The organism is Martinezella lusitana (genome assembly GCF_016901135.1).
Lineage (GTDB): Bacteria > Pseudomonadota > Alphaproteobacteria > Rhizobiales > Rhizobiaceae > Rhizobium > Rhizobium lusitanum_D.
Genome location: NZ_JAFEVL010000066.1, coordinates 12,843 through 26,599, shown reverse-complemented (window position 1 = coordinate 26,599; position 13,757 = coordinate 12,843). Strand labels below are relative to the sequence as shown.

At 61.5% G+C, this 13,757-nt stretch carries 6 protein-coding genes; all 6 read left to right on the top strand.

The window, feature by feature from the left end:
* The first annotated feature begins 11 nt into the window (after nucleotides 1-11).
* The 6 genes from JTP94_RS28205 to JTP94_RS28180 all read left to right on the top strand — a co-directional run bounded on the left by JTP94_RS28205 (nucleotide 12) and on the right by JTP94_RS28180 (nucleotide 13,678).
* The gene (locus JTP94_RS28205; RefSeq protein WP_204853743.1) at nucleotides 12-1,079 is read left to right on the top strand and encodes an ABC transporter permease; all 1,068 of its coding nucleotides are present in this window, start codon (nucleotides 12-14) and stop codon (nucleotides 1,077-1,079) included.
* The gene (locus JTP94_RS28200) at nucleotides 1,076-2,008 is read left to right on the top strand and encodes an ABC transporter permease (RefSeq protein ID WP_204853742.1); all 933 of its coding nucleotides are present in this window, start codon (nucleotides 1,076-1,078) and stop codon (nucleotides 2,006-2,008) included. The genes JTP94_RS28205 and JTP94_RS28200 overlap by 4 nt, the downstream gene beginning before the upstream one ends.
* Nucleotides 2,005-2,838, top strand: coding sequence for an ABC transporter ATP-binding protein (locus JTP94_RS28195; protein ID WP_204853741.1), 834 nt, complete (start codon nucleotides 2,005-2,007; stop codon nucleotides 2,836-2,838). The genes JTP94_RS28200 and JTP94_RS28195 overlap by 4 nt, the downstream gene beginning before the upstream one ends.
* Nucleotides 2,835-3,584 (top strand): ABC transporter ATP-binding protein, encoded by a 750-nt coding sequence (locus JTP94_RS28190; protein WP_204853740.1) that lies wholly within the window; start codon nucleotides 2,835-2,837, stop codon nucleotides 3,582-3,584. The genes JTP94_RS28195 and JTP94_RS28190 overlap by 4 nt, the downstream gene beginning before the upstream one ends.
* 160 nt (nucleotides 3,585-3,744) lie before the next feature.
* Nucleotides 3,745-3,933: a hypothetical protein gene (locus tag JTP94_RS28185; RefSeq protein ID WP_204853739.1), complete on the top strand. Its 189-nt coding sequence runs from the start codon at nucleotides 3,745-3,747 to the stop codon at nucleotides 3,931-3,933.
* A gap of 1,234 nt (nucleotides 3,934-5,167) precedes the next feature.
* Nucleotides 5,168-13,678, top strand: a complete 8,511-nt coding sequence (locus tag JTP94_RS28180; protein WP_204853738.1) for a GH36-type glycosyl hydrolase domain-containing protein — start codon at nucleotides 5,168-5,170, stop codon at nucleotides 13,676-13,678.
* Nucleotides 13,679-13,757 lie beyond the last annotated feature (79 nt).

The window sequence follows — 13,757 nt, the reverse complement described above, 5'->3', positions numbered from 1 at the left end:
GGATTAGTCCTTTGAGCACTGTCGAACGGAAAATGCAGGTGCGGCCCAAGAAGGGCCGTGCCGCACCTTTCTTCATGGGTCTGCTGCGGTTCCTCGTCGTGGCCGTCACGACCTATCTCGGGCTTCTGGCCGTCACCTTCTTCATCGGACGGGTGATCCCGATCGATCCGGCGCTGGCGATTGCCGGCGACCATGCGCCTGCGCAGGTGATTGATCGCCTGCGCCGCGAAATGCATCTCGATCAGCCGCTCTATCAGCAGTTCTACTACTACCTGGTGGGCGCGCTCACCGGCGATTTCGGCACGTCGGTGCTGACGACCAATCCAGTCATGGACGACATCAAGCGCGTCTTTCCAGCGACGATGGAGCTTGCGACCGTCGGCACGATCCTCGGTGCGATTTTCGGGGTTCCCTTCGGCGTTCTCGCCGCCGTGCGTCGCAACAGCATCATTGACCAGATCGTCCGCGTGATCGGCCTCGTCGGCTATTCCGTGCCGGTCTTCTGGCTGGCCATGGTGTCGCTCGTCATCTTCTATGCGAAGCTGAACTGGGTGGCCTATCCCGGCCGCATCGATATCGCCTACGAATATACGTTCACGCCGATCACCGGCTTCTATCTGCTCGACAGCGCTCTGCAGGGGCAGTGGGACGTCTTCTGGGACGTCTTCCGCCACATCATCCTGCCGGCATCGCTGCTCGGCTATTTCTCGCTCGCCTATATCAGCCGCATGACGCGCAGCTTCATGCTGAACGAGCTCGGCCAGGAATATATCGTCGCTGCCCGCGCCAAGGGTCTTTCGGAGACGCGGGTGATCTGGGGCCATGCCCTGCGCAGCGCCGCCGTGCCGCTGATCACGGTGATCGCGCTTTCCTATGCCGGGCTGCTGGAGGGTTCGGTGCTGACGGAGATCGTGTTCTCCTGGCCGGGCATCGGCTTCTACATCACCAGTTCGCTGCGCAATGCCGACATGAACGCCGTTCTCGGCGGCACCATCGTCGTCGGCACGGTCTTCATCGGCATCAACCTGTTCTCCGATCTGCTCTATCGGACCCTCGACCCAAGGACGCGACGTAAATGACGGCGACCGCTGAGACCACCCAACTCAGCTGGCGTGACTGGCTGTTGTCCGACCGGCCGCAGTCGCGCCGGCAGGCAAGGCTCGGGCGTGCCTATGTCACCTGGCGGCAATTCTCCGCCAATCGCCTGGCTGTTGTCGGATTGCTGATCATCATCGCGCTCGTGCTGGTGGCAGCGCTTGCCCATGTCATCGCGCCGCATTCGCCCGTCATCGGCGATCTGACCAATGCCTATCTGAAGCCGCCGGGCACGCCGGGCTATCTTCTCGGCACGGATGATCTCGGGCGCGACATCCTTTCCCGCCTCATCTACGGTTCGCGGTGGACGCTCTACATCGTCGTGCTGGTTGCGATCATATCGGCGCCGATCGGGCTGATCATCGGCATGGTCTCCGGCTACCTGGGCGGCTGGGTCGACACCGTGCTGATGCGCATCACCGATATCTTTCTTGCCTTCCCGAAGCTGGTGCTGGCGCTCGCCTTTGCCGGCGCGCTCGGGGCCGGCATCGAGAACGCCATCATCGCCATCGCCATCACCTCCTGGCCGCCCTATGCGCGTCTGGCGCGGGCGGAGACGATGACGGTGCGCCACTCCGATTATATCGCCGCCGTGCAGCTCATGGGCGCCTCGTCATTGCGCATCATCTTCCGCCACATCATGCCGCTGTGCATCTCCTCGGTGATCGTGCGTGTCACGCTCGACATGGCGGGCGTCATCCTGACCGCCGCCGGTCTCGGCTTTCTCGGGCTTGGCGCGCAGCCGCCGCTGCCGGAATGGGGCGTGATGATCGCAAACGGCTTCAAATACTATCTCGACCAGTGGTGGGTGGCGGCCATGCCCGGCATCGCGATCCTGATCGTCAGCCTCGGCTTCAACCTGCTCGGCGACGGCCTGCGCGATGCGCTCGATCCGAAGGAGAGTGGGCAATGACGACGATGTTGACCGTAGAAAACCTCAGGGTTCGCTATCCCACGCGCACGGGCGTCATCGAAGCGGTGCGTGGTGTGTCCTTCACGCTCGGCCGCGAAAGGCTCGGCATCGTCGGCGAAAGCGGCTCCGGCAAATCGCAGACGGGCCGGGCCATCATGGGCCTGACGCCGCCGCACGCCCTCGTCAGCGCCGACAAGCTGAATTTCAGCGGCCTTGAGCTGCTGTCGGTCTCGGCCAGGGAACGCCGGTCGCTGCGCGGCAAGCGCATCGCCATGGTGCTGCAGGATCCGAAATATTCGCTCGATCCTGTCATGCCCATCGGCCGGCAGATCACAGAGACGCTGCGCACGCATGAGAAGGTGGGCAGGGGGGAAGCGCGAGATCGCGCCATGGCGATGCTGGAAGCCGTGCAGATCCGCGATCCCAGGCGCGTCTACGATCTTCATCCGCATGAAGTGTCGGGCGGCATGGGCCAGCGCGTGATGATCGCGATGATGCTGATTGCCGGGCCTGAGCTTCTGATCGCCGACGAGCCGACATCCGCTCTTGACGTCACCGTGCAGCTCGATGTGCTCAGGATCATGGACAAGCTGGTGTCGGAGCGCGGCATGGGGCTGATTTTCGTATCGCACGACCTGCGGCTGGTCTCCTCCTTCTGCGATCGCGTGATCGTCATGTATGCAGGCAAGGTGGTGGAGGAAATCAAGGCTTCCGAGCTCAATAACGCCCAGCATCCCTATACGCGCGGTCTGCTGAATTGCATGCCAGTCATCGGCGAGAACCGCCATCCATTGCCGGTTCTCGATCGTAAGCCGGAGTGGGCGGCATGACGGTGGCGCTTGCGGTTGACGGCCTCAGCGTCGTCTATGACGGTTATTATGCTCTCGATGCCGTCAGCGTCGAGGTGAACAGGGGCGAATCCTTCGGTCTGGTCGGCGAATCCGGCTCCGGCAAGTCGACGCTGCTGCGCGCCGTCGCGGGCCTTGCGCCCGTCAGCGACGGTAAAATCCGCATCGGCGGCGAGCAGCTGAAGGGAGCAAGGCGCAGCAAGGCCTTCTATCGCCAGGTGCAGATGGTGTTCCAGGATCCCTATGGCTCCCTGCATCCGCGCCAGACGATCGACCGGCTGCTGCTGGAGCCTTTGGCGATCCACGGTATCGGCGACAGCGAAATGCGCATTGCCAGGGCGCTCGATGAAGTCGGTCTGGGCACCGGCTTCCGCTTCCGCTATCCGCATCAGCTCTCCGGCGGCCAGCGTCAGCGCGTTGCCATTGCCCGCGCGCTGATCGTTGAGCCGTCCATCCTTTTGCTCGACGAGCCGACATCGGCGCTGGATGCTTCGGTGCAGGCCGAGGTGCTCAATCTGCTCGAACAGGTGCGCAAGGACCGCCATCTGACCTTCGTCATGGTGAGCCACGATCTCGGCGTCGTCACGCATATGTGCGAACGTCTCGCGGTCATGCGCAACGGCGCCGTCGTCGAGCGGCTGAGTGCAAAAGACCTGGCGGCGGGCGACGTGAAGGAAGACTATACGCGCAATCTGATGATCGCCAGCAAGGGCTTCGTCCGCGCCTGATCGGACGGCCTCCAGACCCGCGCCCTCGTTAACGAATGGCCTATCGAAACACGACCAATCGTATAGACTATTGACACCCGCCGCAATTATGTCATGATCTCGTTAATGGCGGTTAACTTTCGTGATCCCGATCAAGGGTCACACGCAAGTGGAGGCAGGCATGTTTTTCATGGGTGGCATGACCATGGGCTATCTTCATCCGCCGGTGCCGGCGAAAGAGGAACGCACAGGAGCTGTCGCTCTTTCTGAGGAAAACAGCCGTCGCCAGACAGGTCCTGCCGAAGAGCAGGTCGCTGATACGAGCGCCATAGAGCGCAGTTTGATTTGGGCTCGCCGCATTCTCTGCTGATTTTGGCTTTGCCGATCTTTCGGGCCCCTAGCAGTCCAGTGGTTTAATTTTTCTCGGACGGTGTTCTGGACGGAAATTCATGTCTACCTATTTGATAGGAAATATATGAATCTCCCATCTGGGCTTCGCCCTTGAGACATAAATAAAAACGAACGGAGGCAACACATGGCGAATTTGGGTATATCTAATACGCATGTGAATCAGTTCGATGGTTCCAAGCGCGCCGCGAAGACGCGGCACAAGATACAGATGGCGATTCATGTCGTTCTGTTTTCCGCGGCATTTCTTTTTGTCGCGGCCATTGTCTGCGGCATCGTTGTTTAAACACGCTGTTTGCTGAGGCGGTCAGCATGATCGCCATCTGCAGCGATGCGGGCCATTCCTGATAATATCGAGTGATGACGAGCGTGGCTGACTGCTAGGTCGTGCCGCGTCGTTCGGGTATGCTGCTTTTTCAAGCTTCCATTTCCACTTTGGACAATCCCTCCCCATACGACTGGCGGAACTTCGCCGGACAAAGAAAATTTGCCCGACCCGATGGTATACGCCTCGTGAAAACAGTAAGCTTCCCGCAAAGATAAGAGAGATTTCGGGAGGCGGCCGGGCGCGATCAGGCGTTTGGCGGCATGTAGAATGCCAAGTAACCCTTGCGCGCGGGTGCGGCGCGCTTCCCAGGCTCGAAATGAGCGTGACTTTGTCGTCGCAGGATGGCGACGAGTAGGTTTTGCGGTGTCTCCGTTTCATGCGGCGGCTCGCTTATGGCCAGCCAATCGGCCTTAATCGCTTCCGGAACCGATGCGTCCCGAAAGGAATTTGCGAATCTTTTGAGGGGGTTCAGTTTAAGTTCATCTTCTGCGGGATATTGAGGGTTCAATATGCCGAACCATGCTGAATTTCCGCGATTTAGCTGAATCAGCCGAAGGAGAATGCCTCATGACCTTGATCGATTGTCGTTGACGTGTGCGGATCGCGGCAGGAACCATTTGGCCGCGTATGCAGTTTCACGAACACTCCTTCGGGATGATAGCGGGAAATCACTATCATCCTTAAGAACGGCCCCGTGAAAATCTTCGCCTCTATATGTTTGTTCTAAGCTGTCACTTCGAATTCACCCCCTTCGCCCGCCGGGAAGCGAAGCAAAAGGGTCCAGATGCGTGAATTCTTGTGTCAGGCAGGGCAAAAACGATAAAGGCGGCAATGCCACTCACTCTGTTTGGACCCAGAACCCGAATCCATGACATCTCAAAATCTCTCCACCGTTACGCCGCGCGACTCTGAAGCCAAGCAGATCGATCACAACGATGCGATCCGCGCGACCTATTTCTCCAACGAGCAGATACGGGAATGCGGCGCGACCTTTGCCCATAACGGCGCCAGCACAAAGTTGCCTGGCTTTGCGCCCTTCGACTTTTTCGCGCGGCACAAGGAGAACGAAAAGGAGATTCTGCGCGTCTATCGTTCGGCCAACGCCGATGTCGACGCCGGTGAATCGATCACGCCGGCCGCCGAATGGCTGCTCGACAACCACTACATCATCGAAGAGGCCATTCAGGAAGTCCGCCGCGATTTCCCGAAGAAATTCTACGATCAGCTGCAGACGATCACCCTCGGCGGCATGGTCATGCCGCGCACGATGGCGCTGGCCTGGCTCTATGTGGCTCATACGCACAGCACGGTTTCCGGTCCGGGCCTGCTGGCGCTGGTCGAAGGCTTCCAGTCGGTAGAGATGCTGAAGATCGGCGAGCTCTGGGCCGTCCCATCGCTGGTGCGTTATATTCTTGTCGACAATCTGCGCCGCATTTCGAGCCGCGTCGAGCAGAGCCGTCTCACGCGCAAGAAGGCCAATGCCGCCGTCGACGAGCTGATCCGCCTCAACGACGAGGCCAAGGTCGCCGAATTCCTGAAGACACTCGAGCCCTATACGTCGGACAATACCTTCGCCACGCAGTTCCTCTATCGGCTGCGCGACGGCTCGCACACTTCTGGCCTCGCCGTCACCTGGATGGAAAAGCGGCTGACCGAAGCCGGCACCGACGCCGAAAGCGTCATGATGGCCGAGCACAATCGGCTGTCATCAGGCAACGTGACGATGGGCAACATCATCAAGAGCCTGCGCCTGATCGACGACACAGACTGGTCGGTCTGGGTGGAAGACGTCAGCGCCGTCGACAAGCTGCTGTGGGACGAGACCGATTACGCCAAGCTCGATCCGGGCTCGCGCAACAGCTACCGCCGCCGCATCGAAAAGCTTGCCCGCCGTTCCGAGAAGACCGAGATGGAGATCGCCCAGGTCGCCATGGCGATGACCGCGGCGGCGACAGCGTCCGGCGAACATGAGCCGCATGAGCCGAATATCGGCGATTTCATCATGGGCCAGCAGACGGAGAAGCTGGAGAAGGCGATCGGCTATCGTCCGCTGATATCGACGAGCTTCGTGCGCCAATGGCGCAAATTGAACTGGCTGGCGATCGCGGCGCCGGTGCTGTTTCTAAGCGCCGTGGTGCTGGCCGTCGTCGGCTACTACATGATCCAGGCCGGGATGGGCTTGGCTGAAACCCTCATCCTGCTGCTGATGTTCTCGCTGCCGGCTTCCGAGGGTGCCACCGGTCTCTTCAATTTCGTCGTCACCATGTATCTGACGCCAGCGCGCCTCGTCGGCTACGAGTACAAGGAAGGCATTCCCGAAGAAGCCCGTACGCTCGTGGTCGTGCCGACCCTGATCGGCAATCGTGACAGCGTCGACGAGCTCGTCCGCAATCTCGAGGTTCATTACCTCGCCAATCCGCGCGGCGAAGTCTATTACGCGTTGCTCAGCGACTGGCCTGATAGCCAGGAGGAAGAGAGCGAGCGCGATCTGGAAATCCTGGACTACGCCCGCCGCGAAGTGGCCAGCCTCGCAGCCCGCTATGACGAGGACGGCAAGCAGCGCTTTTACCTGCTGCATCGCCGCCGTCTCTATAATCCGGCCGAAGGCTCCTGGATGGGCTGGGAGCGCAAGCGCGGCAAGCTGCACGAGCTGAACATGCTCCTGCGCGGCGACCGCGACACCACCTTCCTGCCCGGCGCCAACACGGTGCCGAAGGACGTGAAATATGTCATGACGCTCGATTCCGATACGCGCCTGGTGCGCGATACGGTCACGAAGCTCGTCGGCAAGCTGCATCATCCGACCAACCGGCCCGTATTCGATCCCGTCAGCAAGCGCGTCGTTCGCGGCTATGGTGTGCTGCAGCCGCGCGTCACCCCGTCATTGACGACGGGCAAGGATGCGTCGGTGTTCCAGCGTGTCTTCTCGGTCAATCGCGGCCTCGACCCTTACGTCTTCGCCGTTTCCGACGTCTATCAGGATCTGGTCGAAGAGGGCACGTTCACCGGCAAGGGCCTCTATCATGTCGACGCCTTCGAGGCCTCGCTGAAGGGCAAGATCGAGGAGAATGCCGTTCTCAGCCACGACCTGCTCGAAGGCTCGATGGCACGTTGCGCGCTGGTCACGGACTGCGAGCTCGTCGAGGACTTTCCGATCCGTTATGAAGTCGAAGTCTCGCGCCAGCATCGCTGGGCCCGCGGCGACTGGCAGCTCCTTCCCTATCTCTTCAATCCGAAGCGCGGCGTGACCGGCCTCGGCCGCTGGAAGATGGTGGACAATCTGCGTCGTTCGCTGACGCCGATCGCCTGGTTCTTCGCCTCCGTTCTCGGTTGGTATTTCATGGGACCGTTTGCCGCGCTCCTCTGGCAGATCCTGCTGATCTTCTGCCTGTTCGTGGCGCCGACGCTGTCGCTCATCAACGGCATCATCCCCCGCACCAGCGACATCGTCGCCCGCGCTCATCTCTATACGGTCTGGACCGACATTCGCGCCGCCAACGCGCAAGTGGCGCTGCGCATCGTCTTCATCGCCGATAGTGCCTGCATCATGGCCGATGCGATCGGCCGCTCGCTTTACCGTGCCTTCGTCAGCCGCAAGCTGATGCTGCAATGGCGCACCGCCGCCAGCGCCCAGGCCGCCGCGCAGACGACGATCCTCGGCCATTACCGCGTCATGTGGCATGCGCCGGTGCTGGCGCTGCTCGCCCTCGCCTTCGCCTCGCTTTCCGGCGACAACGCCTTCTTCGTCGGCATTCCCTTTGCGCTGCTCTGGATGCTGTCGCCGGCGATCGCCTGGTATGTCAGCCAGTCGGCGGAAACCGAAGACCGGCTCGACGTGCCGGAAAGCGTCTCGGCCGAGCTGCGCAAGATCGCTCGCCGCACCTGGCGTTATTTCGATACGTTCGTGGTCGAGCAGCAGAACCATCTGCCGCCTGACAACGTGCAGCAGACCCCGAATGCGGTTGTGGCATCGCGCACCTCGCCGACCAATATCGGTGTCTACTTCCTGTCGGTCATCTCGGCGCGTCATTTCGGCTGGATTTCCTTCGAGGAAACCATCGACCGCATGGAAAAGACCATGGCGACCGTCGAGAAGCTCGAAAAGTTCCGCGGGCACCTGTGCAACTGGTACCACACCGATACGCTGAAGCCGATGGGCGCGCGCTATGTCTCGGCTGTCGACAGCGGCAATTTCGCCGGCCATCTGATCGCGGTGTCCTCGGCCTGCCGCATCTGGGCGGAAGCGCCCTCCGCGCATATGCAGGGCAACCTCGACGGTATCGGCGACGTCGCCGGCATTCTCGCCGAAACGCTTGCCGAGCTCCCGGATGACCGCAAGACAGTGCGGCCGCTGCGCCGTCGCCTTGAGGAGCGCATCGTCGGCTTCCAGAACGCGCTCGTGGCCGTCAAGCGCGAGCATGAGTTCGCGTCCATCCGCGTCTTCAACCTTTCGGTTCTGGCGCAGGATATCCAGAAGCTGGCGGGCAACCTCGATCACGAGGTCAAGTCTCCGCAGAGCGGTGAAGTGCTCACCTGGACGCAAACGCTGGTGAAGGTCTGCGAAGGCCATATCGCCGACAGCATCTTCGATCTCGCCAATGTCGATTCGCTGCGCCAGCGCCTGACGAAGCTGCGCGACCGCATGCGCGATATCGCCTTCGGCATGGAATTCGGCTTCCTCTATCGCCCGGAGCGGCGCCTGCTCTCCATCGGTTTCCGCGTAGAGACCAACGAGCTCGATGCCGCCTGCTACGATCTGCTGGCTTCCGAAGCCCGCCTCACCAGCCTTTTCGCCATCGCCAAGGGCGATCTGCCGACCGAGCATTGGTATCGTCTCGGCCGCCAGGTCGTGCCTGTGGGGTCGCGCGGCGCGCTGGTCTCCTGGTCGGGTTCGATGTTCGAATATCTGATGCCGCCGCTCGTCATGCAGGAGCGTCAGGGCGGTATCCTCAACCAGACGAACAATCTGATCGTCCAGGAACAGATGAACTATGCCAAGCGCCTCGGCACCGGTATCCCCTGGGGCATTTCGGAAGCGGCCTTCAACGCCCGCGACCATTATATGCATTACCAGTACACCAATTTCGGCGTGCCTTCGCTCGGCCTGAAGCGCGGTCTCGGCCAGAATGCCGTCATCGCGCCATATGCCTCGATCCTCGCCAGCCAGTATCGCCCGGCCGCCGCACTGGAGAATCTGCAGAAGTTGCGCAAGGTCGGCGCGCTCGGCATCTACGGCTTCCACGACGCCGTGGACTACACGCCAACCCGTGTTCCCGAAGGCAAGAAGTGCGCTGTTGTCTACAACTACTATGCGCACCATCACGGCATGTCGATTGCCGCGATCGCCAACGTCGCCTTCAACGGCCGTCTGCGTGAACTCTTCCATGCCGATCCGGTGATCGAAGCCGCCGAACTGCTGCTGCAGGAGAAGGCTCCGCGCGACATCCCGGTCATGGCCGCCAAGCACGAGAGCGACCAGCCGGCCAACATCCAGGAAGATCTGCTGCGTCCGGAAATCCGCAAGATCGCCGATCCGGCCACGCAGGATCGCGAGCTCGCCTTCCTGTCCAATGGCCACTACTCGGTCATGTTGACGGCAACCGGCGCCGGTTATTCGCGCTGGAACAGCCTGTCGGTCTCGCGCTGGCGTCCGGATCCGACGGAAGACCGTTGGGGCACCTTCATCTTCCTGCGCGATACCGCCTCCGGCCAATGGTGGTCGGCAACCGCAGAGCCGCGCAGTGTCGAAGGCGAAAAGGTCAAGGTCACTTTCAGCGACGAAAAGGCTGAGTACAGCAAGACGGTGGGCGATCTCACCAGCGAGGTCGAGTGCATCGTTGCAACCGAACACGATGCCGAAGGCCGCCGCGTGACGCTGCTCAACATGGGCTCGGAGGATCGCTTCATCGAAGTCACCTCCTATCTCGAGCCGGCCATCGCCAGCGATGACGTGGATTCGGGCCACCCGGTCTTCGCGCGCATGTTCGTGCGCACCGAGATCGGCGGCAAGGGCGACATGATCCGGGCGGAGCGCAACAAGCGCGACTATAACGAGCCGGATATGTCGGTCGCCCATCTGGTCGTCGACAATGCCGGCTCCGAACGCCCGACGGAATTCGAGACGGACCGCCGCAAGTTCCTCGGCCGCGGCCGTACGCTTGCCGAAGCTGCGGCTTTCGATCCGGGGGCAACGCTCTCCGGCACGGACGGCTTCACCATGGACGCCTGCCTGTCGCTGCGCCGCGTCGTGCGCGTTCCGGCCGGCAAGAAGGTCAGCGTGATCTTCTGGACGATCGCAGCACCGAGCCGCGAGGATGTCGACAAGGCGGTCGAGCGCTATCGCAATCCCGATACTTTCGGGGTCGAGCTCACGCAGGCCTGGACGCGCACGCAAATGCAGATGCGCCATGTCGGCGTCACCTCGCAGCAGGCGGCAGCCTTCCAGAAGCTTGCCCGCTACCTCGTCTATCCGGACATGCACCTGCGCGCCGACGGCTCCACCGTGCTGGCCGGCCTGCATTCGCAATCGGCGCTCTGGCCGGTGACCATATCGGGCGATTTCCCGATCTTCACCCTGCGCATCAACGACGATATCGATCTCGAAATCGCGAGAGAAGCGCTGAGTGCCGCGGACTATCTGCGCTCGCGCGGCATCAATGCCGATCTTGTCATCGTCAACGAACGCACCTCGGATCATGTCCAGGAGATGCAGAGCGAGTTGGACAAGCTCGTCGAGCACGTCCGTCACAACCAGGGCGACGGGCTGCGGCCGAATATCTTCTCGGTTCGCAAGGATCTGATCGAGAACGAGACCTACCAGCAGATCCTCGCGGCTTCGCGGGTGATCTTCCACGCACGAAACGGCAAGCTCGTCGACCAGATTGCCCGTGCAGCGACGCTGTTTGCCTCCTCGCAGTCCGACGGACCGGTGCCGGTCAATCGACTTGCAGTGCCGATGGCGCCGCAGAAGTCGGTCTTTGTTGCCGATGCGCTCGAAGCGCAGGACGATCTCGATTTCTGGAACGGCTACGGTGGTTTCGCCAAGGATGGCCGCGAATATGTCGTCCGGCTTGCCGGCGGACAGTCGACGCCGCATCCGTGGATCAACGTCATCACCAACGAGCGTTTCGGCTTCCACGTGCCCGCCGAAGGCGGCGGCTTTACCTGGAGCCACAATTCGCGCGACTACCAGCTGACGCCCTGGACCAACGACATGGTCCTCAACCGTCCGGGCGAGGCGCTCTACGTGGCCGATCTCGATGGCAACAGGGTCATGACGCCCTATGCGGGCCAGTCCCGAAACCCGAAGGTCCGGTACGAAGCCCGTCACGGCCTTGGCTATTCCGTCTTCTCGAGCGAAGAGGATGGCGTGGCGCTGGAGCTGACCCAGACGGTCGATCGCGAGCGTCCGGTCAAGCTCTTCCGCCTGCGCCTCAGCAACAAGGGCGCGGGCAGCCGGCGGCTGCGGGTCTACAATTATGCGGAATGGGTGCTCGGCATCAATCCGCACAAGACCAAGCCCTTCATCCTCTCGTCGCTGGACGAGGAGACGGGCGCGCTGTTTGCCAACAACCCCTACAGCATCGATTATTCCAAGCGGATCGCCTTCATGGCGGCAAGCGAGGCGCATTCGAGCTTCTCGGCAAGCCGCCGCGAATTCATCGGCCGCCATGGCACGGTGCAGTTGCCGGAGGCCGTCGTCTCCGGTGCGGCACTCTCCAATTCGACCGATCTGGACGGCGATCCCTGCGCAGCTCTTGCCTTCGATCTGACGATCGGGGCCGGCGAGCAGAAGGAGATCTGCTTCTATATGGGTGACACCGCCTCGCTCGAAGAGGCGCGTGCATTGGTGGCGGATATCCGCAAGGCCGACTTCGATGCGGTGCTTTCGGCGAACCGCGGTTTCTGGGATGATTTCACCGGTCGCGTGAAGATTTCGACGCCGGACAAGGCGATGAACAACATGATCAACGCCTGGCTGCCGTATCAGAGCCTCGGCTGCCGTATCATGGCGCGCACGGCCTTCTATCAGGCATCGGGTGCCTTCGGCTTCCGCGATCAGCTGCAGGATACGCTGGCCTTCCTGATGCATGCACCGGAACTTGCCCGCAAGCAGATCCTGAACGCGGCGCAGCGTCAGTTCCGCGATGGCGACGTGCAGCATTGGTGGCTGCCGGGCAGCGGCGCCGGCGTGCGCACGCAAATCTCGGATGACGTTGTCTGGCTGGCCTATGCGATCAACCAGTACTGCACGGTGACCGACGACGGGTCGATCCTGGACGAGGAGCTTGCCTTCGTCGAGGGTGCTGCCCTGATGCCCGGCACGCACGACGTCTTCTATCAGCCGACCGTGTCTGAGAACAAAGCCAGCGTCTACGAACACGCGGCCTTGGCGCTCGATCTCGCGATCAAGCGCAAGGGCGGCAACGGCCTGCCGCTGATTCTCGGCGGCGACTGGAACGACGGCATGAACCGCGTCGGCATCCAGGGTCGCGGCGAAAGTGTCTGGCTCGGCTGGTTCCTGGCCGGCACGCTCAGCGCCTTCCTGCCCTATGCCGAAGCACGCGGCGACAAGGAGCGCGTCAAGCGCTGGTCGGATCATCTGCCGGAACTGCGCAAGGCGCTGGAAACGGCGGGCTGGGACGGCGGTCATTATCGCCGCGGCTATTTCGACGATGGCAGCCCGCTCGGCTCCAGCGAGAATTTCGAGTGCCAGATCGATTCGATCGCGCAATCCTGGAACATTCTCTCCGGCGAAGGCGATAAGGCACGCGGCGAGAAGGCGATGAATGCCGTTCTCGACAGACTGGTGGACGACGACAACAGGATCATCCGGCTGTTCACGCCACCCTTCGCCAAGTCGGCGCGCGATCCGGGCTACATCAAGTCCTATCCGCCGGGTGTACGTGAAAATGGCGGTCAGTATACGCATGCCGCCACCTGGGTCGTGATGGCACTGGCGGAAATGGACCGCGGCGATGACGCCTGGCATTGCTTCGATATGCTCAATCCGGTCAACCATGCACGCGATCGTGATCAGGCCGATACCTATCGTGTAGAGCCCTATGTCGTTGCCGCTGATATTTACGGCGAAGGTGAATTGACCGGCCGCGGCGGTTGGACCTGGTACACAGGATCGGCCGGCTGGCTGTATCGCGTAGCAATCGAAGGCATTCTTGGCATTCGCGTCAAAAACGGCCGACTCCACGTCAAGCCGGCGCTGCCTTCGACATGGGACGGCTTTGCGGCAGACCTTGAACTGCCGAGCGGAAAATACCGTATTTCCGTCTCAAAAGCGCCCGATGCTGAGGGATACTCGGTCACCATAAATGACAGGGCAATCGCCCATCCCGAAGAGGGCTATCCGATCGGACAGTAGTGCTTTCCGCACTGTTTTGCTTCGATGATCGGGGCCAAGGGGGGAACTCTTTGGCCCCGATTGCATTTGATTGTCGGAA